Here is a 24,265-nt window from a genome sequence, read left to right as displayed (position 1 = left end):
GGAGCATCACAATGAAAACGATTTTTTCTGCCGCCGCCCTGTTGCTGGCGGCGGTTTTACCCTGGGAAAACACACTGGCGCAGGGCGTCAATCGCGACGCCACGCTGAACATTGCCTACGGCAACCGCCCCGGCACGCTCGATCCTTATCTGACCACCAACAGCGCGACCACCGATGTCGATCGCAATATTTTTGAGTCGCTGTTCACCATCAACGCCAGGTTTGAACCAGTGCCGGAACTGGTGGAAAGCTACACGCTGAGCGATGACCGCAAAACCTACACCTTTGTGCTGCGCGACGGCATTCATTTCCACGACGGGCAGTTGCTGACCGCCGATGATGTGGTGGCGTCAATGAACCGCTGGCTGGCGGTTTCCACGCAGGGCAAAGCCAACTTGCCCGGCGCGCAGTTCAGCAAGGTGGATGCGCACACCGTGACGTTGACGCTGCCGAAACCGTCGCTGATCACGCTGAACGTGCTGGCGGATGTGAAAAACATCGCCTCGATTATGCCCAAACGCATTATCGACGCGGCGAACAGCAGCAAAAAACCGGTCACCGAACTGATTGGCACCGGGCCGTACAAACTGGCGGAGTTCAAAACCAGCGATTACCTGCACCTGACGCGCTACGACCAGTATGTCTCGCGCAGCGAACCGTCGAGCGGGCTTGCCGGGCAGAAAAAAGCCGACGTGAAAGATATCTGGTTTCGCTACATCACCGATGAGTCCACGCGGCTTGCCGGGGCGATGACCGGCGAATATGACCTGGTGCTCCAGTTGCCGAAAGACAATATCGACACCCTGCGCAGCGCGCCGGATCTTTCGCTGTTCCAGCCGCAGAGCGGCGGATCGCTGATCACCTATCTGTTCAATAAACAGCAGGGGCCGTTTGCCAACGTCAAACTGCGTCAGGCGTTTAACCTCGCGCTGGATGTCCACCAGGCGCTGCTGGCGGGTTACAGCGATCCGCGTTTCTTTAAAGAAGATCCGTCGCTCGGTTTCCCTGACCAGGTGGACTGGTACAGCGAAGCCGGGAAACCGTACTGGAATCAACACAAGCTCGACGAAGCGCGCCAGTTGGTGAAAGCCTCCGGTTATCACGGCGAAGAGGTGGTGATTATCGCCACCAAAGAGTACGCCGAGCTGTATAACCTGGCGATTGTCGCCCAGCAGGTGTTAAAGCAGATTGGCGTCAAATCGCGCCTCGATGTTTACGACTGGCCAACGGTGCTGCAACGCCGCCAGGATCCGAAAAACTTTGACCTCTGCGCGCTGGAATTTTCCATGCGCCAGGTGCTGCATCAATACCCATTCCTGGATTCCCGCGCCAAATTCCCTGGTTTGACCAACAGCCCGGAAATCGACGCTGTGCTGGATGCCATCAAACAAGCGCCATCCCTGAAAGAGGCGAAAGGGCTGGTGGATAAGCTCAATGTGCTGAGCTGGCAATACCTGCCGGTGATTGTGCTCGGCCACACCACGCCGGATGCGGTGGCGGTGAAAAACAACGTGCAGGGATATCAGGACTTGATTGGCCCGGTGCTGTGGAATATCAGCATCAGCCAGGGCTGACGGGAGAAGGCGATGAAGCGGTTTCTGTTTCACCGTTTGCTGGCGCTGCTACCGGTGCTGTTTGTCGTGTCGGTGGTGGTGTTCTGCCTGGTGCACCTGGCGCCGGGCGACCCGGTGCTGGTGATTTTGGGCAACGACGCCAGCCCGGCGGATGTCGCCGCCCTGCGCCAGCAAATGGGGCTGGACAGGCCGCTTCTGATGCAATTTTTCCACTGGTTTGGCGCGGTGCTGTCCGGCGATCTCGGCCATTCGCTGTTTCTGAATAACAGTGTGATGGCGCTGTTTTTACAGCATCTGACACCGACCGTGGCGCTGGCACTTTACGCGCAAGTGCTGGCACTGGCGCTTGGGCTGGCGGGCGGCGTGATAAGTGCCTGGCAACACGGGCGGCTGGCGGATCGGGCGATCCGCGCGCTGGCAACCTTCGGCATGTCGGTGCCGGGCTTTCTGCTCGGCCTGTTTCTGATCTTCGTGTTCGCCGTGCAGTTGCGCTGGTTTCCGGTGGTGGGTTACCGCTCGACCAACACCGACCTGCTGCTGAACCTCTGGTATTTGACGCTGCCCGCCATTGCGCTTGGGTTGCGCATCGCCGCGCTGATCGCCCGCATGACCCGCGCCGTGATGCTGGATGTGCTGCAAGAAGGCTTTATCAACACCGCGCGCGCCAAAGGGGTGCCGGAGCAGCGCGTGCTGCTGATTCATACGCTGAAAAATGCGCTGATCCCGATTTTGACCATCTGCGGGGAATCCTTCGCTTCGCTGGTCACCGGCACGATCGTCATTGAAAGCGTGTTTGGCATTCCGGGTGTCGGATCGCTGATTGTCGACTCGATCGAGCGGCGCGACGTGACGGTGATCCAGGGCGTGGTGTTGCTGATTACCGTCGCTTACGTGCTGATCAATCTGGCGGTGGATCTGCTCAGTTATCTCGCCGATCCGCGCTTATCCGTAGAAGGGGTTGACCCATGATCAGGCCAAAAAACCCGACGCTGCTGATCTGGCCTGCCGTGCTGCTGGCGATTGTTGTGCTGTCGTTTTTTGCCAGCGCCTTAAGCCCGTTCGATCCTTACAGCATCGATCCGTTGAGCCGCCTGAAGCCGCCTTCGTTAACGCACTGGTTCGGCACAGACAATTTTGGTCGCGATCTGTTTGTGCGCGTCGCGCTGGCGGTGCGGGTGTCGCTTTCCATTGGCGCGGCGGTGGCGGTGATTTCTGGCGCGATTGGGCTGGCCGTTGGGCTGCTGTGCGCCTGGTATCGCCCGGTCGATCGCGTCTTAATGCGCGTTTGCGATGGGCTGTTTGCGTTTCCGTCGCTGCTGCTGGCGATCGCCATTGTCGGCGTGCTCGGGCCGACGATTGCCAATGTGGTTTTAGCCCTGGCGCTGGTGTACGTGCCGTCCATCGCGCGGGTGATTCGCGGCGCGGCGATGGTTATCAAAGCGAAAAACTTTGTCGAAGCGCTACGCGCGCAGGGAGCGTCGGCGTCGCGCATTATCTGGCTGCACCTGCTGCCGAATGTGGTGTCGCCGTTTATCGTGCAGGTCAGTTGGGTCTTTTCGGTGGCGATCCTCACCGAAGCGGCGCTCAGCTTTCTTGGCTCCGGCGTACCGGCGCCGATGCCGAGCCTCGGCAATCTGCTGCTGGAAGGCAAAGCGGTGATCTTTACCGCCTGGTGGATGACGTTTTTTCCCGGTATCGCGATTGTGTTGCTGATCCTTGCGCTAAATATCATCGGCGACGATCTGCGTGATAACGCCGATCCGACCCTCAAACCGCTGCCGCGCCGGGTGCTGCGTCTGCTTAAAAAAGGGGATCAACATGGTTGAAACGGTGCTGCGCGTCGACGAATTGCGGGTGCATTTTGCGACGCACCACGGCGTTGTCGCGCCGGTGCGCAATGTTTCTTTCCAGGTGAACGCCGGTGAAACGTTGGGCATTATCGGCGAATCCGGCTGTGGAAAAAGTGTTACCGCACAGGCGGTGATGGGGCTGCTGCCCGTGCGCAGTAGCCGCGTGGAAGGGCACGTGCATCTTGGGGAAACGGCCTTACACACTTTGTCGCGAAACGCACGCCGCCAACTCAGCGGCCGCCGGATGGCGATGATTTTTCAGGATCCGCTCTCCAGCCTTAACCCGGTGATGAGCGTCGGCGAGCAGATCGACGAAAGCTTGCGCCTGCATACCTCGCTGAACCGTGCGCAGCGGCGGGAAAAAATCGTGCAATTACTGACGCAGGTCGGCATTCGCGAACCTGAGCGCAGCGCTAATGCCTGGCCGCATGAGCTTTCCGGCGGCATGCGCCAGCGCGTAATGATCGCCATGGCGATTGCGGTGTCGCCGTCGCTGCTGATTGCCGATGAACCGACCACCGCGCTGGATGCGACCATTCAGGCGCAAATCCTCGATCTGCTGGCAGAACTTCAGCAGCAGACCGGCATGGGCATGATGTTTATCACTCACGATCTGAGCGTCGTCGCGCGGTTGTGCCAGCGCGTGGTGGTGCTGTATGCCGGGCAAATCGTGGAGGAAACCGATGTCCATACCCTCTTTGCCAACCCGCGCCACCCGTACACGCGCGCGCTGATGGCGGCGCGCCCGTCGCTGGATCGCGCGCCGAAAACAGCGTTGCCGGAGATCCCCGGCCGCGTGCCTGCGCTGGATGCACTGCCAATCGGTTGCGCGTTTGCCGATCGTTGCCCGCTGGCGCAGCCGCGCTGTCGCGCCCAGCCGCCGGGGCTGCGGCCTGTTGGCTTACCTTCTCACCAGGTTCGCTGTTGGCGGGCCGATGAAACCGGAGTCCTGGCATCATGACCCTTCCGCTGTTGGCCGTGCGCCATCTGTCGAAAACCTTTCACCGCCACGGGCAAACTGTGCAGGCGGTCGAAGATGTCAGTTTTGCCATTCAACCCGGCGAAACCTGGGCGCTGGTGGGGGAGTCCGGCAGTGGTAAAAGCACCACCGGGCGCTTGATCCTCGGCTTAACGCCCGCGTCCGGCGGCGACGTGCTGTTTGCAGGCCGCTCGTTGCTCACGCAAAGCGCGGCGCAGTGGCGCAGTGTGCGTAAAGATATGCAGATGATTTTTCAGGATCCGCTCTCATCCCTCGACCCGAAACGCACGGTCGGTTACAGCCTGCAAGAACCGCTGATCATCCACGGCATCGGCAAGTGCAAAGAAGCGGTGGCGGAAATGCTGACGCACGTTGGCCTGCGCCCGGAAGATGCGGCGCGTTATCCGCATGAATTTTCCGGCGGACAGCGCCAGCGTATTGGCATTGCCCGCGCGCTGATCCTCAAACCGAAGCTGATTATCTGCGACGAGCCGGTGTCGGCATTGGATGTGTCGATCCAGTCGCAAATCCTCAACTTGTTGATGTCGCTCCAGCGCGAATATGGTCTGGCGTACCTGTTTATCACCCATGATTTGAATGTGGTGCGCCACATTGCTGACCGGGTGGGCGTGATGTATCGCGGCAATATTGTTGAACAAGGCAGCAGCGAAGCGATATTTACCCGTCCGCAGCATGACTACACGCGTTATTTGTTGAGCGCGATGTTGCCTGCGCAACCGGTTAGCTTGGGGAAGCCGCGCGCGGTGGTGAATGGTTAAGTTCGACCTGAGGCGTGGGTTGGTTATAATGAGCGCCGGTGATTTTTATCACGCCCCACACAACCCGGCGCAAACCGCCCCAAATGAGTACCATCAATGAGTGAAATGATTTACGGCATCCATGCGGTGCAGGCACTGCTGGAGCGCGCTCCCGAGCGTTTTCAGGAAGTTTTTATTCTGAAAGGCCGCGAAGACAAACGTCTGCTGCCGCTGATTCACGCACTGGAAGCGCAGGGCGTGGTTATCCAGGTGGCGAACCGCCAGTATCTGGATGAGAAAAGCGAAGGCGCGGTGCACCAGGGGATCATTGCACGCGTGAAACCGGGGCGTCAGTATCAGGAAAATGATCTGCCGGATCTGATCGCCAGCCTCGACCAACCTTTCTTCCTGATCCTTGACGGCGTGACGGATCCGCATAACCTGGGCGCCTGTTTGCGCAGCGCCGATGCGGCGGGCGTGCATGCGGTGATCGTGCCGAAAGATAAATCCGCGCAGTTGAATGCGACGGCCAAAAAAGTGGCCTGCGGCGCGGCGGAAAATGTTCCGTTGATTCGCGTGACCAACCTGGCGCGCACCCTGCGTTTGTTGCAGGAAGAGAATATTTGGATCGTCGGTACGGCGGGAGAAGCGGATCACACGCTGTTTCAGAGCAAAATGACCGGGCCAATGGCGCTGGTGATGGGTGCGGAAGGCGAAGGGATGCGCCGTTTGACGCGTGAACATTGCGATGAGCTGATCAGCATTCCGATGGCGGGCAGCGTGTCATCCTTGAACGTTTCTGTTGCCACCGGTATTTGCCTGTTCGAAGCGGTACGTCAGCGCAGTTAATGGTGATTCGTGAAGCCGCCATCGGGCAAAACGCCGGGTGGCGGCTTCGCCTTACCCGGCCTACGAAGTGCCCTATGTCATCCGGCCAATATCACTCCTCTAATGACCGTAAATGGTCGTCTTTCCTGAGTGTCATCAACGCCACAATACTGACCACCGCCGTTGCCATCACGTAATACGCCGGAATATCCACATTGCCGGTCTCTTTAATTAACCCGGTGATGATCAACCCCGCGCAGCCCGAAAAGAGGGCATTCGACAGCGAATACGCCACGCCAAGCCCGGTGTAACGCACGTGTGTCGGGAACATCTCTGCCAGCATCGCCGGGCCGGGGCCAGCCAACATGCCGACCAGACCGCCGGCGATCAGCACCACAACCGCTTTCACCGCCAGCGTGCTGGACTCCGCCTGTAACATTTTCAGCAACGGCAGGGCGAGGATTAACAGCAGCGCGGTGGCAACCACCATCACCGTTCGCCGCCCGATACGATCGCTTAACATGCCGGAGGGAATGATGGTCAACGCAAAACCAATATTGGAAATCACCGCGATCAACAGCGCCTGGTTAAAGCCGGTATGCAGCGCGGATTGCAGATACGCAGGCATGATCACAAGGTAGGTATAACCCGCCGCCGACCACACCATCACCCGGCCAATGCCCATGCCAATCGCTTTCAGCGTGGCGGCACGGTTTGCCCGCTCGGCCACCGGCTTTTCCTGCTGCTGCACAAAACTCGGCGTCTCCTCCATGCTCACCCGCAGCCACAGCGCGACGACCCCCATCGGCAATGCCAGAAAGAAAGGAATGCGCCAGCCCCAGTCATGCAGCGCTTCGGGTGTCAACACGGCGGAAAGCAACGCCACAATACCCGCGCCGGTTAATAACCCCAGCGCGACGGTAAATGATTGCCAGGCCCCATAAAGACCGCGTTTACCGCGCGGAGCGAATTCCGTCATTAGCGACACCGCGCCGCCATATTCACCCCCGGCGAACAAGCCCTGCAAAATGCGCAAACCGGTGATTATCAGCGGCGCGGCGATGCCAATGCTCGCATATACCGGCACGAGGCCAATCGCGGCGGTGGCGAGCGTCATCAATACCAGCACAATAATCAGCGTCGGTTTGCGCCCGAGACGATCGCCGATACGGCCAAAAACGATCGCGCCGAGCGGGCGGAAGAAGAACGCGATGGCGAACGACGCATAGGTGAGGATCAGGCTGGTCAGCCCCGCGTCGCCTGCAAGTTGGAAAAAGTTTTTCGCGATAACGGTGGCCAGAAAGCCGTAAACCGCAAATTCGTACCACTCGATAAAGTTGCCGATAGATCCTGCAATTAAAGCGCGCTTGTGCGCATCTGGCGCAAGTTGGGGTGATTGCATAGTGAGTCTCTTTGCGAGGGTGGGAATAAATTATTCAATAACAGTAGCAGGTGTGAAATATATTATTCTTATGTTGTGTGAGCTGTTTCACGAATGAACGTGGGTATATCCGCACCGTGTGACGCCTCTCCCATGCAGCGTCAGCCATACTTACTCTGGTTGCCACTGAAGGAGGGACACAGCATGCGCTGGCAAACACATACCGTTTTTAATCAACCTATCCCCTTACATAACAGCAACTTATTCCTTTCCGATCGCCCGTTGTACGAAGCGGTGATGCGCGAAGGCGCGGCATGGGACGCCGAGCTACTCGTCAGCATTGGTCAGCAGCTGGGCACGGCGGAATCGCTGGAACTGGGGCGGCTGGCGAACGCCAACCCACCGGAATTATTGCGTTATGACACCACCGGCGAGCGGCTTGATGACGTGCGCTTTCACCCGGCCTGGCACCTGCTGATGCAGGGGCTGTGCGGCAATCGTGTGCATAATCTGGCCTGGGAAGAAGAGGCGCGCGCCGGGTCGTTTGTCGCCCGCGCCGCGCGGTTTGTGCTGCACGCGCAGGTGGAATCTGGCACGCTTTGCCCGATCACCATGACCTTTGCCGCCACGCCGCTGTTGCAACAGGCGTTACCGAAACCGTTTCGCGACTGGTTTAAACCGTTGCTGAGTGACCGTTACGATCCTCACATGCTGCCAGGCGGGCAGAAACGCGGCCTGCTTATCGGCATGGGCATGACCGAAAAACAGGGTGGTTCCGACGTGTTGAGCAACACCACGCGGGCGGAAAAAAGCGGCGATGAATACCGGCTGGTGGGGCATAAATGGTTCTTTTCCGTGCCGCAAAGCGACGCGCACCTGGTGCTGGCGCAGGCCAACGGTGGTCTTTCTTGCTTCTTTGTGCCGCGTTTTCTGCCCGACGGCCAGCGCAACGGCGTGCGCCTTGAACGCTTAAAAGACAAACTTGGCAACCGCTCAAATGCCAGCAGCGAAGCGGAGTTTTACGATGCCAGCGGTTGGTTGCTGGGCGAAGAGGGCGATGGCGTGCGGCAGATCCTGAAAATGGGCGGGCTGACGCGTTTTGATTGCGCACTCGGCAGCCACGGTTTGATGCGTCGTGCCTTTTCGGTGGCCTTGTACCACGCGCACCGGCGGCAGGCGTTTGGCAAAAACCTCGTCGATCAGCCGTTAATGCGTGAAGTGCTCAGCCGGATGGCGCTCCAGCTTGAAGGGCAAACGGCGCTGCTGTTTCGCCTCGCCCGCGCGTGGGATAGCCGCAGCAATGTGCAAGAGACGCTGTGGGCGCGCTTGTTTACGCCGGTGGCGAAATTCGCGGTCTGCAAAGCGGGGATTCCATTTGTTGCCGAAGCGATGGAGGTGCTCGGTGGCATCGGTTATTGCGAAGACAATGAGCTGCCGCGCCTGTATCGGGAAATGCCGGTCAACAGCATTTGGGAAGGTTCCGGCAATGTGATGTGCCTGGACGTGCTGCGCGTACTGGCGAAACAGCAGGGCATTATGGAGTTGTTAGCGGAGGATTTTGCGGCGGTGAAAGGGCTCGATCGCCATTTCGACCATGCGTGGCAGCAGCTTCAGCAACGGCTGCCGAAGCCGGATGAAGCGCAGGGAAGGGAGATAGCGCAGCAGCTTTGGCTGCTCGGCGCAGGCGCGCAAATGCTGCGCCATGCGTCGCCGCCGATGGCGCAGGCGTGGTGCGAGACGATGCTGGATACCCGTGGCACGTCGACCATCGACGAACAGGTGAAAAACGACCTGCTGCTGCGTGCCACGGGTGGGGCGAATTAATCCATTTTTAAGCGGAACAGGCTCACCAGTTCGCTCAGATGTGCGCCTTTCTCCCGCAGCGTGCGGGCGGTTTCTTCACTTTGCGAAACGCGCCCGGCGTTGATGTGCGTCGCATCGCCAATATGCGTCATCGCCAGGTTCACCTGATTAATCCCCGCCGATTGCTCATGGGAGGCGTGGTTAATCTCATGAACTAACTGGTTGATATTGTTCATATGGCTGATGATCGACTGCATCGCGATGCGCGTCGCTTCCGACTGGGCATGGCCTTCGCCGACTTTCTTTAACGTATCGCCAATCAAGGCTTCGATCTCTTTCACGGCGTTGGCGCTGCGTGCCGCCAGCGCGCGGACTTCCTGGGCAACCACGGCAAACCCTTTTCCGTGTTCGCCTGCGCGCGCAGCTTCGACCGCGGCGTTGAGCGCCAGAATATTGGTCTGGAAGGCAATGGACTCGATCACATGGGTAATGTCGGCGATCCGCTGTGATGCGCCGCGAATATCTTCCATCGTGGCGACAGAGTTATCCACCGTGTCGCCGCCTTTTTGCACCGCTTCGGTCGTTTCATTCACCAGATGCTGCGTTTGCTCCATATTGGCGGCGGTTTGCTGCACAGTGGCGGCGATTTGCTCCATGCTGGCAGAGGTTTCTTCCACGCTGGCGGCCTGTTTGTTGATCTGCTCGCTGATCTCGCTGCTATCAGAAGCCAGCGCGTTGGTGCCGAGGTTGATCTCGGCGGCGGATTCACGTACTTGCAGCACAATTTTATGCAGGCCATCGCCGATGCCGTTAATCGCCACGATCAACTGACCGACTTCATCCTGGCGATCGACAGCGAGCGTGGCGCGCAGATCGCCTGCCGCATATTGCTGGGCAAGATCGATCACGCTGCGCAGCGGGCGCGTCAGCCAGCGGCGAATAATCACCACAAACAGGGCGGCGAACAGCAGGGAAACAATTGCACCGGCGATCAGGAACTGATCGCGCATGGTGGTGACATCATGCAGCAATACCGCTTTGTCGACTTCGCCGACGACCGTCCAGTTCCAGCCGGGTAGGGCGGTGTAGGAAAGCATCAGCGTGCGTCCATCCGCGCTTTCGCGTGCCAGCGTCCCGCTGCTGTTTTTCAGCAGGGTTTGCAGGTCATTTTCATCCCACTGCGGGCGTTTGCCTTCATCGGTATCGTGGAACAAGTAGCTACCGTAATTTTTGCCTGGGTTACGGTCGAGAACGAAGAAATGCCCGCTTTCACCCAGTTTGCGACCAAGGATTTTATTGCGCATCACGTCCCAGGAACGGGAGATATCCACACCGACAAACAGAATGGCAATGACGTTGCCGCTGGCGTCTTTCACCGGTTGATATTGGGTGATGTAGCGTTTGCCGAACAGTTGCGCGAGGCCGCGATAGACATCGCCTTTCATCACCAGCGCGAAAGCCGGGCTGGCGTGATCCAGTTTGGTGCCAATCGCGCGATCGCCGTTCTCTTTACGCAGTGATGTCGCGACGCGGACAAAATCATCGCCGCTGCGGACAAACAGCGTCGCAATTGCGCCGGTGCGGTTGAGGAAATCATCAGGAATGGCGTTGTTGTCGTGCAACTCGGTGTCGCCGCCTTTGAATAAGGGGACATCGATGCCGTTAATTTCCCGGCGTTGTTGCGGGTCAATGGTCAGGGGTTGCGGCAGAAAACTGCTAAACAAGCGCGTGTAGCTTTCGACCTCTTCACTCAGACTGCTGTTGAACATTTCAACCATATCCACCACGCCGGTGGACTGATTGTGCAGGTCTTCCATGGCCAGCGTTTCCAGCTGTTGGCTGGCTTTATTGCTCATCAGAAAAGTAAATAAGAGGAAAAGCGTTGCGACGCTTGCGCCAGTCAGCAGTGACAATTTTGCACCGAGACCGGTGCGACGAAATAGGGCGCTCATAATGTGTCCGTTTTTTTAGGTATCAGCCACCTTCAACGGCACAAACTGGACAACATTTAGTTTGTCAATGTAACAAAATGCTACAACGATGCATCTTTACGATAACATAATCTTAATGAATGTAGGGGTATAAAAAACCACCCTATTTTGGTGGTTTTTTCAAATGGCTCAGGCATACAAAATAGCTTGTACCCGCCAGTAATCAGCCTGTTTTTCTTCCTGCATGCGGATGATGCGATACCAGGAAGCGCCCTGTTCATCGGCCTTTAACGCAATTACGCGCTCCACATCCTGGAGGCTTCCTGAGACATTGTTGACGGAAATCAAACCGATTTCGTTTAACCCTGTCACGCAGTCTGCGCTAGCGAACTCTGCGGGCTGCGCTGTTGTATTCAGCATTCCCGACGAAAGTAACAGCGAGTTTATGGCGAGAGATCGTTTCATTGTCAGCTCCATTTTACGTTACCCCGATTCATTGCAGGGCTTCCTTGCGCAACAGATACGAAATCTAATTGTGCACAGGAGAACATCAATGGACGCAAAGCAGTGTAAAAGTCCTTAAAATCAACACCTCGCTATTGCCGATATAACAAGGCGCGTCCGTACCAGCGCCCCGGAAATACGCTGTCATCCATCATAATGATGACGTAATAATCGGCTTTCGCGGCGGCGGCTTTGGCTTTAATTGCGTCTTCCACATCCATGGGAGAACCCGATACCATCACGCTTACGGCGCCGATTTCTTGCAGGCTTCGCGTTTGGTAACGCTGAATTTCCTGCGGTGTATCGCTTACCGGCGGCGCGGGTTGCGGTTTACCTTCCAGCACGGCACAGCCACTGAGCAAAACAGCAAACAGTACCGGCAGTAAGGCGCGCATCGTGTTCTCATGTCTCCTGATTGCCATAGTGTAGTTCCTGATGAGTTTCCCTTTGGGGGATTGTTCCCGAAGTGTTATCCCGAGCACTGATTTCGAATGAAAGTGTTCCGAAAGCGTAATCTATCTCTCAAGATGCCAAAAGCTTATGCGTATTCTGACTTGCGTCGTGGAGTCGCCAGTGGCATACCAGCACTATAGATCAAGGAGGGTGTGATGATTGAGCTTCAAGTAGAACATTTTGCGGGTGTCGAAACGTTGCACGCTTTCCCGGCGGGAAAATCGACGCAGGCGCTGCCTTGCGTGGTGTTTTACCACGGTTTTACCTCTTCAAAGCTGGTCTACAGCTATTTTGCCGTGGCGCTGGCGCAGGCCGGTTTTCGCGTGGTAATGCCGGATGCACCGGATCACGGCGCGCGCTTTAGCGGCGATGAATCGCGGCGTTTGCGGCAGTTCTGGCAAATCTTACAGGGCAATATTGAAGAATTTGCCGCGCTGCGCGATGCGCTGCAACGCCGCGAATTAATTGATAACTCCCGGTTGGCGGTGGGCGGTGCTTCAATGGGCGGCATGACGGCGCTCGGCATTATGACTCATCACCCGGAAGTGCGCTGCGTGGCCAGCCTGATGGGTTCCGGTTATTTCACCACGCTTGCCCATACGCTTTTTCCCCCGCTGGATGTCACTAACCCCGCGCAGCAAGAAGAATTCGAAACGATCCTCGCACCGCTGGCGAAGTGGGAGGTTGGCTCGCAACTGGCGCGTGTCTCTGATCGCCCGCTTTTGCTGTGGCATGGTGAACAGGATGATGTGGTACCCGCCGGCGAATCTTTCCGCTTGCAGCAAGCGTTAGCCGATGCGGGTCTGGATGCACACCTGACGTTCCAATGGGAAGCCGGGGTAAAGCATCGCATTACCCCGCAGGCGCTGGAAGCTGCGGTGAGTTTTTTTACGCGGCATCTGTAAGTTGCGGCCCTGTTGCGGGGCCGCAGTGCAAGGCGTGAAGCCCACAATTAGCGGAAAATAGCGGCGCTGGCGTGAATATTCCCGTTGCTGCATGGCTCGTGAGTCAGCATGGTGCGGTAATATTTGGCGCCCTGTGCGTCAGTTTCTTGATTGAGTGCCCGTTCGGCTTCATTGACGGTGGCGAAGTTATGATTGATGTAGATAACGCCTAAACTGTGCACGTCGTCCATGCTCCGGGCTTGTCGGTCGGTGATTTCGATTGCCGCTGCGGCGTTGGCGCTAAGCAGCAAGGTTGTGAGTATAATTGCGATGTATTTCATGATGTTGTGCTCCGATACGTCTTTTAAATATTACGTTTTGAACATCTTTCCTCCTTTGTTTTGAGGCCTGTGAAAAGTGTACTCGCTCGCTTTCAAACGTATGGCGACCATTTCTGATGCTGTCGTTCAAAAAATTGCCGTAATGCGTCTTGTTTAATTTTAATGCGCCTTGGCCACTTCACTTTGCGCTTAGTGCGAATTATTTGTGCAATGAGCCTTGAGTTCGGCTGGGGAGATCAGTATTATGACGCGTCAATTTTTCAGCCGACCTTTAACACGTTCCTTGCCTCCCCGGGCCTCGGCTGACCCAGACAGGAGGCTGAATAATCCGTAAGGAGCAATTCGATGCGTCATTACGAAATCGTTTTTATGGTCCATCCTGACCAGAGCGAACAGGTTCCGGGCATGATCGAACGTTACACTGGTGCAATCACTGCAGCAGAAGGTACGATCCACCGTCTGGAAGACTGGGGCCGCCGTCAGCTGGCTTACCCGATCAACAAACTGCACAAAGCTCACTACGTTCTGCTGAACGTTGAAGCTCCGCAGGAAGCGATCGATGAGCTGGAAACAAACTTCCGCTTCAACGATGCCGTTATCCGTAGCATGGTAATGCGTACTAAACACGCTGTTACCGAAGCATCTCCGATGGTTAAAGCGAAAGACGAGCGCCGTGAGCGTCGCGATGATTTCGCAAACGAAACCGCAGATGATGCTGATGCTGGGGATTCTGAAGAGTAATTACTGATGGCCAACCGCCTGGTGTTGTCCGGCACTGTGTGCAGGACGCCGCTTCGAAAGGTCAGCCCCTCAGGAATTCCTCACTGCCAGTTCGTGCTTGAGCACCGTTCTGTGCAGGAGGAAGCCGGTTTTCACCGGCAGGCGTGGTGCCAAATGCCTGTAATAATCAGCGGGCAGGAGAACCAGGCCATTACTCACAGTATAACGGTCGGTAGCGCAGTAACCGTTCAAGGGTTCATTAGTTGCCACAAGGCAAAGAACGGCTTGAGCAAGATGGTTCTGCATGCCGAGCAGATTGAATTGATAGATTCTGGAGACTAGCCAAATGGCACGTTATTTCCGTCGTCGCAAGTTCTGCCGTTTCACCGCGGAAGGCGTTCAAGAGATCGACTATAAAGATATCGCTACGCTGAAAAACTACATCACCGAAAGCGGTAAGATTGTCCCGAGCCGTATCACCGGTACCCGTGCAAAATATCAGCGTCAGCTGGCACGCGCTATCAAACGCGCTCGCTACCTGTCCCTGCTGCCGTACACTGATCGTCATCAGTAATCGGTCACGGTCCATTAATACGACTTTGAGAGGATAAGGTAATGCAAGTTATTCTGCTTGATAAAGTAGCAAACCTGGGTAGCCTGGGTGATCAGGTTAACGTTAAAGCGGGCTACGCTCGTAACTTCTTGGTACCGCAGGGTAAAGCTGTTCCGGCTACCAAGAAAAACGTTGAGTTTTTCGAAGCACGTCGCGCTGAACTGGAAGCCAAACTGGCTGACGTTCTGGCGGCTGCTAACGCTCGTGCTGAGCAAATCAATGCACTGGGCAGCGTTACCATCGCGTCTAAAGCAGGCGACGAAGGTAAACTGTTCGGTTCCATCGGTACTCGCGATATCGCTGACGCTGTAACTGCAGCTGGCGTTAACGTTGCTAAGAGCGAAGTTCGTTTGCCGAACGGCGTTCTGCGCACCACCGGTGAGCACGAAGTGGACTTCCAGGTTCACAGCGAAGTATTCGCTAAGCTGACTGTAAACGTTGTTGCTGAGTAATTTTTTACTCTGACATAACGAAAGCGCCGACCTTGTGTCGGCGTTTTGCTTTTTAGAACCATCAGTTAATAACGACCAGAATTCGTTCTTTTCCCTTGTAAGGTAGCTATTTCCACTGCATCCTCAGATAATAAATTGAAACGCAATTTTATCTTTGAGATTTGCCATGGATACCCCTCTGCCCACGCCTGTTTTTGCTCGTCGAAATGTTGCTTACGCCTGCGCCACCCTCTGTTGTTTACTCTGGGGCAGCTCCTATCCTGCTATCAAAAGCGGCTACGAACTCTTTCACATTGCCACCGACGATATCCCATCAAAAGTGGTGTTCGCCGGGTACCGTTTCCTGTTTGCTGGCGCGTTATTGCTGCTGTTCGCGCTGGCCCAGCGTAAGCCCATCGGCAGGTTGACTGGCGCACAGTTCGGGCAATTGACGATACTGGGGCTGACCCAGACCACGCTGCAATACACGTTTTTCTATATTGGCCTTGCGTACACAACGGGCGTAAATGGCTCGATCATGAATGCAACCGGCACCTTTTTTAGCGTCCTGCTGGCGCATTTTATCTATCAGAACGACAAGCTCAGCTATAACAAAACGCTGGGCTGTATTTTGGGATTTGCTGGCGTGATGCTGGTGAACTTCCACAGTGGCCTGCGTGATTTTCGTTTTGTCTGGAATGGCGACGGGTTCATTATCCTGGCGGCGTTTATCTTGTCTTCCGCCACGCTCTATGGCAAACGCATTTCCCAGACCGTCGATCCCACGGTAATGACCGGCTGGCAACTGGCGTTCGGCGGTATTGCGCTATTAGCAGGTGGGTATATGACGGGCGGCACGCTGGAAGTCCACAGCATGGCGGCTGTCGCGGTTCTCGGCTACCTGACATTGCTCTCTTCGGTGGCTTTCGCCTTGTGGAGCGTGCTACTGAAAGTGAACCGCGTCAGCATGATCGCGCCCTTCAACTTTGTCGTGCCGGTCGCCGGTACGGTGCTCTCCGCCATCTTTCTGGGTGAAAATATTCTGGATATTAAATACGCCGTCGCGCTGGTGCTGGTGTGTTCGGGGATTTGGTGGGTCAATAAACGCGCCGGGTAAGCGGCGCGTTCCATCAACGTGCGCGGATAAAACTGCCGTCCGGCTGGCGGGTGAACAGCACCTGCTGACCGCTGGTCTCAATCGTCAGGCCTGTCACCACGCCATTGGCATTCTGGCGAATCTTCACCATTTGGCCGTTTTGTAAGTTGCTGAGCGGCTTGCCGTCGCCTTCCACTTTCGCCATCGCGTAAACATCCGTCGGCGGCAGTTTATGATCGCGGAACAGTTGCGCGAGCGTTTTGCCTTCTTCAACCCGATAAGTGCGCCATTGCTGCTCAATCCCGGTGGGGGAGGTCAACGGCTGATTATTTTGCGCCGCTGGCGGCTGTTGCTGTTCTACGGACTGCTGCTGTTGCATCGACTCTTCCGCGCTGGGCGCGTTTTGCTGAGGCTCGCTGACCACGGGCGGCGGCGGAGCTTGTTCCGCAGCGTTGTTTTGTGACGCGGGAAGATTGAACTGTGCATCGCGCGCGTCTGGTGACGTTTGCGGGGCGCTATTGTCGGTCGACGGTAGCAAAAAACCGATAACCACCAATAAAGCCGCGAGAATTAAGCCGCGACGGTGAAAGGGCGGGAGCGGGTCCATCAGGCGAAAATTGTCCGGGGCATGCCAGATCTTCGCAAGGGTAGGTTTCAGTTCAAATCGCCCGGGCATGGCTTTCCTCCTGCTCCGCGTCATTTAATATCCTGTCTCGTTGAGTATATACACTTTCTTCTTACAGGAAGGCACCCATCCGTTTTAACTGCATGAAAGGTGGTGCAAAGCTGCGTTTTGTGACCGCAATTAGGGATTTATCTTACGCGCTGCATTCTTTCTCTTTCCCTGCGATTTGTCATCTTTCCTGCGACAAAGTTGTATCCAATAACGCCCGGCTGTTATGCTGCGCGCTACCTTAAAAAGCGATGAAAGGAAAACCCATGACAACCCCAACTTTTGACACGATCGAAGCGCAAGCCAGCTATGGCATTGGTTTACAGGTAGGACAGCAGCTGAGCGAATCCGGGTTAGAGGGGCTGTTACCGGAAGCGCTGGTCGCGGGCATCGCGGACGCGCTGGCAGGTCAACAACCTGCTGTGCCAGTGGACGTAGTCCATCGCGCCCTGCGTGAAATCCACGAACGTGCCGACGCGGTTCGTCGTTCCCGTTTCGAAGAAATGGCCGCAGATGGCGTGAAATTTCTGGACGCAAACCGTGAGCGTGATGGCGTGAACAGCACCGAATCCGGCCTGCAATTCCGCGTACTCACCCAAGGCGAAGGCGCTATCCCGGCGCGTACCGACCGTGTTCGCGTGCATTACACCGGTAAACTTATCGACGGTACGGTATTTGACAGCTCCGTCGCGCGCGGCGAACCGGCTGAATTCCCGGTTAACGGCGTCATCGCTGGCTGGATTGAAGCCCTGACCCTGATGCCGGTGGGTTCCAAATGGGAACTGACCATTCCGCACAACCTCGCTTACGGCGAACGTGGCGCTGGCGCATCTATTCCGCCATTCAGCACGCTGGTCTTTGAAGTGGAACTGCTGGAAATCCTGTAATTCCCCCGCATTAAAAACCTCTCTCTGCCAGGGGAGAGGTGCTCCAGAACGCTAATCGTTCGTTGATAAAACTAATTCCGATATATTATCTTGCAAACCGCCTATTCGAGTGTATTTTTGTGAGCTGTTTCTCCTTTGCAGGGTGATATAACACTCACTTTAAACAAATATTTAACATTCGTTTTAATTCTGAGTATTCATCCTGCCGATTCTTACCTAAGATCGATGCGTCCATAAGGGGCGGATCAAACAATAAAAAGGCCAGCAGAGCCAACAACACAGACAGGAATACAACATGGTAGATCAGGTTAAAGTCGCCGCCGACGAACAGGCTCCGGCTGAACAGTCGCTACGGCGCAATCTTACAAACCGGCATATTCAGCTCATCGCCATCGGCGGCGCGATTGGTACTGGTTTGTTTATGGGGTCCGGCAAAACCATCAGTCTCGCCGGCCCGTCGATCATTTTCGTCTATATGATCATCGGCTTTATGCTGTTCTTTGTGATGCGCGCGATGGGCGAATTACTGCTGTCCAATCTCGAATACAAATCTTTTAGCGACTTCGCCGCCGACCTGTTAGGGCCATGGGCGGGGTACTTTACCGGCTGGACTTACTGGTTCTGTTGGGTAGTGACCGGCATGGCGGACGTGGTGGCCATCACCGCCTATGCGCAATTCTGGTACCCCGGCCTTGCCGACTGGGTAGCGGCGCTGGCGGTGGTTGTTGTGCTGCTGAGCCTTAATCTCGCCACCGTCAAAATGTTCGGCGAGATGGAGTTCTGGTTCGCGATGATCAAAATCGTCGCCATCGTCGCACTGATTATCGTTGGGGTCGGCATGGTGCTGACGCACTTCACCTCGCCAAGTGGTGTGGAAGCCTCTTTCACACACCTGTGGAATGACGGCGGTTGGTTCCCGAAAGGCATCAGCGGGTTCTTTGCCGGTTTCCAGATTGCGGTATTTGCCTTTGTCGGTATTGAACTGGTCGGCACTACTGCTGCGGAAACCAAAGATCCAGAAAAATCCCTGCCGCGCGCCATCAACTCGATTCCGCTGCGCATCATTATGTTCTACGTCTTCGCGCTGATTGTGATTATGTCGGTCACGCCGTGGGGTTCCGTGGTGCCGGATAAGAGCCCGTTTGTTGAACTGTTCGTGCTGGTCGGTATTCCGGCGGCGGCGAGCATTATCAACTTTGTGGTGCTGACGTCGGCGGCCTCTTCAGCCAACAGCGGCGTCTTCTCAACCAGCCGTATGCTGTTTGGCCTCGCACAGGACGGCGTGGCGCCGAAAGCGTTCGGCAAGCTCTCTAAACGCGCGGTTCCGGCGAAGGGACTGACCTTCTCCTGCATCTGCCTGCTGGGCGGTGTGGTGATGCTGTATGTGAACCCGAGCGCGATTGCCGCGTTCACCATGATCACCACCGTGTCGGCGATCTTGTTTATGTTTGTCTGGACGATCATCCTCTGCTCGTACCTGGTGTACCGTAAACAGCGCCCGCAGTTGCACGAAAAATCCAACTACAAAATGCCGCTCGGCAAAGTGATGTGCTGGGTGTGCATGGCGTTCTTCGCGTTTGTTGTCGTGCTGCTGACGCTGGAAGCGGATACCCGCCAGGCGCTGATCGTCACCCCGCTGTGGTTTATCGTGCTGGGCGCGGGCTGGCTGTATGCCGGTAAAAAGCGTCTCGCTAACCGCCAGCCATAAAAAAAGAGCCGCATAGCGGCTCTAAACTTCCATGAATCAAGACGCTCTCGGGCGTCTTTTTTACTTTTCGCCTGCGAGGGCACGCGGGAAGAGATTGTTATTTTCCAGGCTGATGTGCTCCATCAGATCATCAATCAGCGTATTAATGCCGTTATACATCGCCTTCCAGGTGGTGCAGGCTTCCGGCGGCGGCGTCACGTTATGGGTGATGTGTTTGATGACATCCAGCAGTTCGCCCGCCTCATCATGTTCGCTTTCCATCACGCTAATCGGTCCCGTTGCCTGCGAACCCATGCCTTGTTTGATCATCGGAAAGAGAATTTGCTCCTCTTTCATCATGTGGCTGGTCAGTTCCTGGTGCAGCATGGTCAGGTATTTGGTTAACCCGCGCGGCACAGTGGGTTTGTCGGCGTGTACGCGTTCAACTTTGGTGGCTTGCAGGATCAGTTCCGGCAGTTGTTCGCGGTGGCGATCGTGGTAACGCACAATGATGTGATCGATGATTTCGGCAAGACCGACAGCGCGCCAGTCTTTGTCTATGGGCTGCTCGGCCAGGATTGCCAGCTCTGCTTCAATCGCGTCGATATCCAACGCTTTGCGCGCGGCGGAACGCTCCAACGTTTGCTTACCGCCGCAGCAGTAATCCATATCGTATTTTCGAAACAGTGCGGAAGCGCGCGGAATTGAGAGCGCCAGCTCGCCCAGGGGTTGATCGCGGAAAGCCATAGTAGTGACCTCATCATTGAATTTATAAGTTGTATTTTAAATGCATCTTTGTGTCGATGATATACCCCTTTCGGGGAACCGCAAGCCCACTTATGCTTTTTTTCGATGAAAAACAGTGATATTCGTCACAAAAAATCTTTTGCGTTTAACATGTTGAATACAAGTGATATTTCTGGAAAGTTTTGGATAAAGCCATGTTGCAGAATTAAACAACTTCCAGTCGCTGCCGATACAAAGACTTCAGACAATATCCTGCACACAATAAAGGCCAACGATGTTCAAGCGTATCAAAGTTATTACTTTATTAATCATGGTGTTAATTGTATTAGGCGCGATGCAGCTGATTTCGGCTGGCGTCTTCATCAATGCGCTTAATACTGACAAAAACAACTTTAACGTTTCTCAGGTTTCCAGCCAGAACGTTTCCGAATTCACCGACGCGTGGATCAGCCTTAACCAGGCGCGTGTCACGCTGAACCGCGGCATGTTGCGCCTGCAAAGCAGCACCGCCAGCCAGATCAATGGCGGGCAACTCAGCGAACTGGCGAAATCCGCCACCGATTTGCTGAACTCGGCGCAAGCGCATTTTGAGAAATACAAAGCGATTCCGGAAACGCCGGGGCTGGACAAAGACCTCTCCAACGATCTGGAAACCCAATACGGCGTCTATCACGCTACGCTGACGGAAATGAACCGTCTGCTGCTGGCCGGTAACCTGGACGATATGTTCCGCCAGAACGCGGAGCAGAAACAGGTTGCGATGCAAAAGAGCTATCGCGCCTGGCGTGATGCGCAAACCGTGCTGGCCAACGAAGGTGTGACGCAGAACGAAAAAGACTACCAACGCATCATGTGGATTCTGGGCGCGGTGATGCTGATTGTGTTGATCGTCATTATCATGAGCTGGGTGGCAATGCAGCGCGTGCTGCTGAAACCGCTGCATGACGTGATGGGCCACATTCGCCATATCGCAACCGGTGATTTGACGCATCAAATCAACGCGGAAGGCAAAAACGAAATGGCGCTGCTGGCGCAGAACGTGCAGGAAATGCAGCAGTCGCTGGTGAAAACCGTGAGCGTGGTGCGCGACGGCGCAGACACCATTTATACCGGCGCCGGTGAAATTTCAGCGGGCAGCAACGATCTCTCTTCCCGTACCGAGCAGCAGGCCGCTTCTCTGGAAGAGACCGCCGCCAGCATGGAACAGCTGACCGCCACGGTGAAACAGAACGCCGATAACGCCCGCCAGGCAACGCAACTGGCGCTCAATGCGTCCGGTACCGCGAAAAAAGGCGGTCAGGTGGTGGATGGCGTGGTGCGAACCATGGACGAAATCGCCGCCAGCTCCAGCAAAATCGCGCAGATCACCAACGTTATCGACGGTATCGCTTTCCAGACCAACATCCTGGCACTGAACGCCGCCGTTGAAGCCGCACGTGCAGGCGAGCAGGGCCGTGGGTTCGCCGTGGTTGCCGGTGAAGTACGCACACTTGCGCAGCGCAGCGCGCAGGCGGCGAAAGAGATCAAAGGCCTTATTGAAGATTCCGGTAATCGCGTGGATGCCGGTGCCGCACTGGTCCACGAAGCCGGGGAAACCATGGCGGAGATCGTCAGCGCAGTCACCCGCGTGACGGACATCATGGGCGAAATCTCCTCCGCGTCTGATGAGCAGAGCCGCGGGATTGATCAGGTTGGCCAGGCGGTGGCCGAAATGGATCGCGTAACCCAGCAGAACGCCTCGCTGGTGCAGGAATCCGCTGCGGCGGCCGGTGCGCTGGAAGAGCAGGCTGCTCGCCTGAACGAAACAGTCGCGGTGTTCAAAATCAACCGTACCCGCAGTGCAAAGAGCAACGTGCAGCTTTCGCCAGTTAGCAAACCGAAAGCGAAAGCGCCGGAAAACTTCAACGAAGCGAACTGGGAAACCTTCTAATCCTCGTTTCAGTACACCCAACCCGGCGCTCGCCGGGTTTTTTAACATCTAAGACCTGATAATCCTGTGAGGTGAAAGATCCTCATCATGCCCTTGTTGCGCATCAGCTCGCCCCTCAAGTACTTTGTCTGACACATCAGATTTTGAGGCGAAACTATGCACCTGGATTTTCGCCAGCTGCGCAATTTTGTGGCGTTAGTTGAATATGGCAGCTTTATTCGCGCGGCTGAGGCCGTATGCCTGTCGCAATCCGCGTTCAGCCGCAGTATTCAGTCGCTGGAGCAAAGCGTCGGCCATCTGCTGTTTGACCGGCAAAGCAGGCTATTAACGCTCACGCCGCACGGGCAAAAATTGTTGCCCTATGCGCGGCGCTTTCAGGAATTGAACAGTGAGCTGAGTAGCCAGCTTCGCGAAGCGGATGACAGTCAAAACGGCGAAGTCACGTTCGGCTGCGGTCCGGCACCGGCGGCGCGGCTGATCCCGGCTGCCGTTGGCGAATTCCACCGCCAGACACCGCAGGCCCGCGTGCGCTTTCAGGTAGAAAACTGGTTTGCCCTACACAATGCGCTCACCACCCAGCAGTATCCTTTTGTGGTGGCGGATAGCTGGCAAGCCGAGCTGGATCCGCAATTGCGCGTACAGCCCCTTAGCCCGCAACGCTGCTTTTTTATCTGCCATGCCAACCACCCTCTGGCGCAACAGGGGCAGATTTCATTACAGGCGCTGTTGCGTTACCCGTTTGCCGCGCCCTATTTACCGCCAGGCGTGCGTAAAGTGCTGGCAACACTCAGCCAGCAGCAAGATTTTGCGCCCGCCATTCAATGCGATCATATCTATGCGCTGCTTTCCACACTCGCCAGTACCCAGGCTGTCAGCTTTGCCAGCGAAGATGGCTTCGCGCTTTGTCGGCACAGCCATCAACTGGTCAAACTGGAGTTAAGCGATTTGCCTGAAGAGTGGCGGTTGATGCAGACCCGGTTTGCGATTATCTCTCCGGTTCACGCGGTACAGCCGCCGTTGGTGGAAAAACTGATTGATATCATTCTGCACACCGACCGTCAGCATCAGCTCACGCTGTTAGCGCAGGACGAAGAACGTTAACCGGCGTTCTGCGCCTGACCGTGCTCGTCATAATGCGGCCACTGCTGTTCCAGATGCAGCGTTTTCAATGCCTGTTCGACAAACTTACCTGCTTCCCACTTGTCGACATCGAAAGCGCTGCGGATCAAACGCCCGGATTGCGCCTGTTCCACGCTACGGGTGAAGCTTGCGCGCAGGAAGCGGTCGATGCGCGGTGAGTTATCAAAGTTGAGACTCTGCGGCATTAACTCTTCCAGAAACAATGCCTGCGGGATTTGGCTTTGCTGCGCCATTTCTGTCGCCCAGCTTTCACGCCTGGCGGGATCGCTGATTTCTGCCGCATTTTTTACCAGCACATCCACTATCTGTTGCGTCGCCTGCGGCCATGTTTGAATGAATGCGTCGCTACCGAGGAAGCCAGCCTGCGTGGTGTGCTGGCGGCCCAGGTCACCGCTTTTTAACACAATATCGATTTTGTCACTGCGCAGCGCCAGCAGAGAAACACCGCCCCAGACCGCATCCACACGTCCCGCCGCCAGCGCCGCTTTGCCTGCATTCCAGTCCAGATTGATTACCTGCAAATCACGCTCGCTCAGCCCGGCACTTTGCAAGGCGCGGTCAAATGCTAACTGATCGGCCGTACCGCGATAAACGCTCACCCGTTTACCTTTCAGATCTAAAAGTGTTTTGATGCCGGAAGCCCGACGGGCCGCAAGGTACGATTCAGAGCCGCGGCTACCCAGCAGTAAGCGCGTTGGTAGCCCGCTGGACCTACCAATGATTGCCGCGAGATCGCCTAAGTAAACGAAATCAAGCTGCTTATTGGCCAGCGCTTCGTTGACTGCCGGACCGGCACCTTTGAAGAATTGCCACTGCACTTCCACGCCCTGCGGTTTGAATACGTCCTCCAGTTGATGGCGCATATACGCCATGCCGATCGGGCCGCCAATAAAGGGTTTGCTGCCTGCGCTTTGGTCCGGTACGCCAATGCGGATCGTGCGCAGCGTCTCGGCCTGCGCACTGGCGAGCACGCTGGCCAGTACCAGCAACGCTCCTGCCGCGCGGGTAAAAAATACTTTCATCATAACGGGTTGCTCTCCTGCGTTTTTTCTCAC

The 24,265-nt window shown here is 56.1% G+C and carries 25 protein-coding genes; 17 read left to right on the top strand and 8 right to left on the bottom strand.

What is annotated here, in order from left to right; translation table 11 throughout:
• Positions 1–11: 11 nt before the first annotated feature.
• The 6 genes from AAEY27_RS19815 to rlmB all read left to right on the top strand — a co-directional run bounded on the left by AAEY27_RS19815 (position 12) and on the right by rlmB (position 6,010).
• Positions 12–1,574: an ABC transporter substrate-binding protein gene (locus AAEY27_RS19815; RefSeq protein ID WP_342322498.1), complete on the top strand. Its 1,563-nt coding sequence runs from the start codon at positions 12–14 to the stop codon at positions 1,572–1,574.
• A 12-nt stretch (positions 1,575–1,586) separates the two neighbouring features.
• Positions 1,587–2,543: an ABC transporter permease gene (locus AAEY27_RS19810; RefSeq protein WP_342322497.1), complete on the top strand. Its 957-nt coding sequence runs from the start codon at positions 1,587–1,589 to the stop codon at positions 2,541–2,543.
• Positions 2,540–3,400 carry an ABC transporter permease gene (locus tag AAEY27_RS19805; RefSeq protein WP_342322496.1) on the top strand — a complete coding sequence of 287 codons (861 nt, stop codon included), beginning with the start codon at positions 2,540–2,542 and terminating at the stop codon, positions 3,398–3,400. The genes AAEY27_RS19810 and AAEY27_RS19805 overlap by 4 nt, the downstream gene beginning before the upstream one ends.
• Complete coding sequence (locus tag AAEY27_RS19800; protein ID WP_342322495.1) at positions 3,393–4,385, top strand: ABC transporter ATP-binding protein; 993 nt, start codon at positions 3,393–3,395, stop codon at positions 4,383–4,385. The genes AAEY27_RS19805 and AAEY27_RS19800 overlap by 8 nt, the downstream gene beginning before the upstream one ends.
• Entirely contained in the window at positions 4,382–5,182 is an 801-nt protein-coding gene (locus tag AAEY27_RS19795; RefSeq protein ID WP_342322494.1) for an ABC transporter ATP-binding protein, read from the top strand. Before AAEY27_RS19800 ends, AAEY27_RS19795 begins: the two co-directional genes overlap by 4 nt.
• Positions 5,183–5,278: 96 nt before the next feature.
• Positions 5,279–6,010, top strand: coding sequence for a 23S rRNA (guanosine(2251)-2'-O)-methyltransferase RlmB (rlmB, locus tag AAEY27_RS19790; RefSeq protein WP_342322493.1), 732 nt, complete (start codon positions 5,279–5,281; stop codon positions 6,008–6,010).
• Between the two features lie 91 nt (positions 6,011–6,101).
• Here the strand turns inward: rlmB and AAEY27_RS19785 are convergent, their stop codons facing one another.
• A complete protein-coding gene (locus AAEY27_RS19785) occupies positions 6,102–7,391 on the bottom strand; it encodes an MFS transporter (protein WP_342322492.1) in 1,290 nt (429 codons plus the stop codon).
• A gap of 183 nt (positions 7,392–7,574) precedes the next feature.
• Here AAEY27_RS19785 and AAEY27_RS19780 point away from each other — a divergent pair, with 183 nt between their 5' ends.
• Entirely contained in the window at positions 7,575–9,194 is a 1,620-nt protein-coding gene (locus AAEY27_RS19780; protein ID WP_342322491.1) for an isovaleryl-CoA dehydrogenase, read from the top strand.
• Here AAEY27_RS19780 and AAEY27_RS19775 read toward each other — a convergent pair.
• From AAEY27_RS19775 to bsmA, 3 genes are all read right to left on the bottom strand, one after another.
• A complete protein-coding gene (locus tag AAEY27_RS19775) occupies positions 9,191–11,125 on the bottom strand; it encodes a methyl-accepting chemotaxis protein (protein ID WP_342322490.1) in 1,935 nt (644 codons plus the stop codon). The genes AAEY27_RS19780 and AAEY27_RS19775 overlap by 4 nt on opposite strands.
• 168 nt (positions 11,126–11,293) lie before the next feature.
• Positions 11,294–11,581 carry a DUF1471 family protease activator YjfN gene (gene yjfN, locus AAEY27_RS19770; RefSeq protein ID WP_342322489.1) on the bottom strand — a complete coding sequence of 96 codons (288 nt, stop codon included), beginning with the start codon at positions 11,579–11,581 and terminating at the stop codon, positions 11,294–11,296.
• 119 nt (positions 11,582–11,700) lie between these two features.
• Positions 11,701–12,030, bottom strand: coding sequence for a biofilm peroxide resistance protein BsmA (gene bsmA / locus AAEY27_RS19765; RefSeq protein ID WP_342322488.1), 330 nt, complete (start codon positions 12,028–12,030; stop codon positions 11,701–11,703).
• Positions 12,031–12,216: 186 nt separating this feature from the next.
• Between bsmA and yjfP the strand changes: the two genes are divergently transcribed.
• Complete coding sequence (gene yjfP, locus AAEY27_RS19760) at positions 12,217–12,966, top strand: esterase (protein ID WP_342322487.1); 750 nt, start codon at positions 12,217–12,219, stop codon at positions 12,964–12,966.
• Between the two features lie 47 nt (positions 12,967–13,013).
• On the opposite strand, the gene AAEY27_RS19755 is transcribed toward yjfP, so the two are convergent.
• Entirely contained in the window at positions 13,014–13,286 is a 273-nt protein-coding gene (locus AAEY27_RS19755) for a DUF1471 domain-containing protein (RefSeq protein ID WP_342322486.1), read from the bottom strand.
• A 345-nt stretch (positions 13,287–13,631) separates the two neighbouring features.
• Between AAEY27_RS19755 and rpsF the strand changes: the two genes are divergently transcribed.
• The 5 genes from rpsF to AAEY27_RS19730 all read left to right on the top strand — a co-directional run bounded on the left by rpsF (position 13,632) and on the right by AAEY27_RS19730 (position 16,167).
• A complete protein-coding gene (gene rpsF / locus AAEY27_RS19750; RefSeq protein ID WP_039055524.1) occupies positions 13,632–14,027 on the top strand; it encodes a 30S ribosomal protein S6 in 396 nt (131 codons plus the stop codon).
• Positions 14,028–14,033: 6 nt separating this feature from the next.
• On the top strand, positions 14,034–14,348 hold the full coding sequence (gene priB, locus AAEY27_RS19745; protein ID WP_288881485.1) for a primosomal replication protein N: 315 nt from the start codon (positions 14,034–14,036) through the stop codon (positions 14,346–14,348).
• A 4-nt stretch (positions 14,349–14,352) separates the two neighbouring features.
• On the top strand, positions 14,353–14,580 hold the full coding sequence (gene rpsR, locus AAEY27_RS19740) for a 30S ribosomal protein S18 (RefSeq protein WP_000135199.1): 228 nt from the start codon (positions 14,353–14,355) through the stop codon (positions 14,578–14,580).
• Positions 14,581–14,621: 41 nt separating this feature from the next.
• A complete protein-coding gene (rplI, locus tag AAEY27_RS19735) occupies positions 14,622–15,071 on the top strand; it encodes a 50S ribosomal protein L9 (protein ID WP_342322485.1) in 450 nt (149 codons plus the stop codon).
• Between the two features lie 166 nt (positions 15,072–15,237).
• Positions 15,238–16,167 (top strand): DMT family transporter, encoded by a 930-nt coding sequence (locus tag AAEY27_RS19730; RefSeq protein ID WP_342322484.1) that lies wholly within the window; start codon positions 15,238–15,240, stop codon positions 16,165–16,167.
• A gap of 13 nt (positions 16,168–16,180) precedes the next feature.
• Here AAEY27_RS19730 and AAEY27_RS19725 read toward each other — a convergent pair whose 3' ends face one another.
• Complete coding sequence (locus AAEY27_RS19725) at positions 16,181–16,822, bottom strand: LysM-like peptidoglycan-binding domain-containing protein (RefSeq protein ID WP_342322483.1); 642 nt, start codon at positions 16,820–16,822, stop codon at positions 16,181–16,183.
• 263 nt (positions 16,823–17,085) lie between these two features.
• On the opposite strand from AAEY27_RS19725, the gene fklB reads away from it, so the two are divergent.
• Positions 17,086–17,706: an FKBP-type peptidyl-prolyl cis-trans isomerase gene (gene fklB, locus AAEY27_RS19720; RefSeq protein ID WP_342322482.1), complete on the top strand. Its 621-nt coding sequence runs from the start codon at positions 17,086–17,088 to the stop codon at positions 17,704–17,706.
• Between the two features lie 295 nt (positions 17,707–18,001).
• A complete protein-coding gene (gene cycA / locus AAEY27_RS19715) occupies positions 18,002–19,414 on the top strand; it encodes a D-serine/D-alanine/glycine transporter (RefSeq protein WP_342322481.1) in 1,413 nt (470 codons plus the stop codon).
• A 60-nt stretch (positions 19,415–19,474) separates the two neighbouring features.
• Here cycA and ytfE read toward each other — a convergent pair whose 3' ends face one another.
• On the bottom strand, positions 19,475–20,140 hold the full coding sequence (ytfE, locus tag AAEY27_RS19710) for an iron-sulfur cluster repair protein YtfE (RefSeq protein ID WP_342322480.1): 666 nt from the start codon (positions 20,138–20,140) through the stop codon (positions 19,475–19,477).
• A 274-nt stretch (positions 20,141–20,414) separates the two neighbouring features.
• Between ytfE and AAEY27_RS19705 the strand changes: the two genes are divergently transcribed.
• Together AAEY27_RS19705 and AAEY27_RS19700 are read left to right on the top strand one after the other, a co-directional pair.
• The gene (locus AAEY27_RS19705; RefSeq protein ID WP_342322479.1) at positions 20,415–22,070 is read left to right on the top strand and encodes a methyl-accepting chemotaxis protein; all 1,656 of its coding nucleotides are present in this window, start codon (positions 20,415–20,417) and stop codon (positions 22,068–22,070) included.
• Positions 22,071–22,226: 156 nt separating this feature from the next.
• Entirely contained in the window at positions 22,227–23,171 is a 945-nt protein-coding gene (locus tag AAEY27_RS19700) for a LysR family transcriptional regulator (RefSeq protein WP_342322478.1), read from the top strand.
• Here AAEY27_RS19700 and AAEY27_RS19695 read toward each other — a convergent pair.
• On the bottom strand, positions 23,168–24,235 hold the full coding sequence (locus AAEY27_RS19695) for an ABC transporter substrate-binding protein (RefSeq protein WP_342322477.1): 1,068 nt from the start codon (positions 24,233–24,235) through the stop codon (positions 23,168–23,170). The two genes, AAEY27_RS19700 and AAEY27_RS19695, sit on opposite strands and share 4 nt — an antisense overlap.
• Positions 24,236–24,265 lie beyond the last annotated feature (30 nt).

It is taken from the genome of Kosakonia sp. BYX6, assembly GCF_038449125.1.
Classification (GTDB): domain Bacteria; phylum Pseudomonadota; class Gammaproteobacteria; order Enterobacterales; family Enterobacteriaceae; genus Kosakonia; species Kosakonia calanthes.
Note: the sequence above shows the minus strand (reverse complement) of the source record. Positions and strands in the feature narration are given on the sequence as shown.

What these genes read in the sequence shown, in the direction of transcription:
- rpsF (WP_039055524.1), top strand. Translation starts at nt 13,632, where the DNA reads ATGCGTCATTACGAAATCGTTTTTATGGTCCATCCTGACCAGAGCGAA.
- AAEY27_RS19780 (WP_342322491.1), top strand. Translation starts at nt 7,575, where the DNA reads ATGCGCTGGCAAACACATACCGTTTTTAATCAACCTATCCCCTTACAT.
- priB (WP_288881485.1), top strand. Translation starts at nt 14,034, where the DNA reads ATGGCCAACCGCCTGGTGTTGTCCGGCACTGTGTGCAGGACGCCGCTT.
- AAEY27_RS19730 (WP_342322484.1), top strand. Translation starts at nt 15,238, where the DNA reads ATGGATACCCCTCTGCCCACGCCTGTTTTTGCTCGTCGAAATGTTGCT.
- AAEY27_RS19800 (WP_342322495.1), top strand. Translation starts at nt 3,393, where the DNA reads ATGGTTGAAACGGTGCTGCGCGTCGACGAATTGCGGGTGCATTTTGCG.
- AAEY27_RS19805 (WP_342322496.1), top strand. Translation starts at nt 2,540, where the DNA reads ATGATCAGGCCAAAAAACCCGACGCTGCTGATCTGGCCTGCCGTGCTG.
- AAEY27_RS19700 (WP_342322478.1), top strand. Translation starts at nt 22,227, where the DNA reads ATGCACCTGGATTTTCGCCAGCTGCGCAATTTTGTGGCGTTAGTTGAA.
- ytfE (WP_342322480.1), bottom strand. Translation starts at nt 20,140, where the DNA reads ATGGCTTTCCGCGATCAACCCCTGGGCGAGCTGGCGCTCTCAATTCCG.
- AAEY27_RS19785 (WP_342322492.1), bottom strand. Translation starts at nt 7,391, where the DNA reads ATGCAATCACCCCAACTTGCGCCAGATGCGCACAAGCGCGCTTTAATT.
- yjfP (WP_342322487.1), top strand. Translation starts at nt 12,217, where the DNA reads ATGATTGAGCTTCAAGTAGAACATTTTGCGGGTGTCGAAACGTTGCAC.
- fklB (WP_342322482.1), top strand. Translation starts at nt 17,086, where the DNA reads ATGACAACCCCAACTTTTGACACGATCGAAGCGCAAGCCAGCTATGGC.
- AAEY27_RS19705 (WP_342322479.1), top strand. Translation starts at nt 20,415, where the DNA reads ATGTTCAAGCGTATCAAAGTTATTACTTTATTAATCATGGTGTTAATT.
- rlmB (WP_342322493.1), top strand. Translation starts at nt 5,279, where the DNA reads ATGAGTGAAATGATTTACGGCATCCATGCGGTGCAGGCACTGCTGGAG.
- AAEY27_RS19725 (WP_342322483.1), bottom strand. Translation starts at nt 16,822, where the DNA reads ATGCCCGGGCGATTTGAACTGAAACCTACCCTTGCGAAGATCTGGCAT.
- AAEY27_RS19695 (WP_342322477.1), bottom strand. Translation starts at nt 24,235, where the DNA reads ATGATGAAAGTATTTTTTACCCGCGCGGCAGGAGCGTTGCTGGTACTG.
- AAEY27_RS19815 (WP_342322498.1), top strand. Translation starts at nt 12, where the DNA reads ATGAAAACGATTTTTTCTGCCGCCGCCCTGTTGCTGGCGGCGGTTTTA.
- AAEY27_RS19775 (WP_342322490.1), bottom strand. Translation starts at nt 11,125, where the DNA reads ATGAGCGCCCTATTTCGTCGCACCGGTCTCGGTGCAAAATTGTCACTG.
- rpsR (WP_000135199.1), top strand. Translation starts at nt 14,353, where the DNA reads ATGGCACGTTATTTCCGTCGTCGCAAGTTCTGCCGTTTCACCGCGGAA.
- AAEY27_RS19795 (WP_342322494.1), top strand. Translation starts at nt 4,382, where the DNA reads ATGACCCTTCCGCTGTTGGCCGTGCGCCATCTGTCGAAAACCTTTCAC.
- AAEY27_RS19755 (WP_342322486.1), bottom strand. Translation starts at nt 13,286, where the DNA reads ATGAAATACATCGCAATTATACTCACAACCTTGCTGCTTAGCGCCAAC.
- bsmA (WP_342322488.1), bottom strand. Translation starts at nt 12,030, where the DNA reads ATGGCAATCAGGAGACATGAGAACACGATGCGCGCCTTACTGCCGGTA.
- AAEY27_RS19810 (WP_342322497.1), top strand. Translation starts at nt 1,587, where the DNA reads ATGAAGCGGTTTCTGTTTCACCGTTTGCTGGCGCTGCTACCGGTGCTG.
- yjfN (WP_342322489.1), bottom strand. Translation starts at nt 11,581, where the DNA reads ATGGAGCTGACAATGAAACGATCTCTCGCCATAAACTCGCTGTTACTT.
- rplI (WP_342322485.1), top strand. Translation starts at nt 14,622, where the DNA reads ATGCAAGTTATTCTGCTTGATAAAGTAGCAAACCTGGGTAGCCTGGGT.
- cycA (WP_342322481.1), top strand. Translation starts at nt 18,002, where the DNA reads ATGGTAGATCAGGTTAAAGTCGCCGCCGACGAACAGGCTCCGGCTGAA.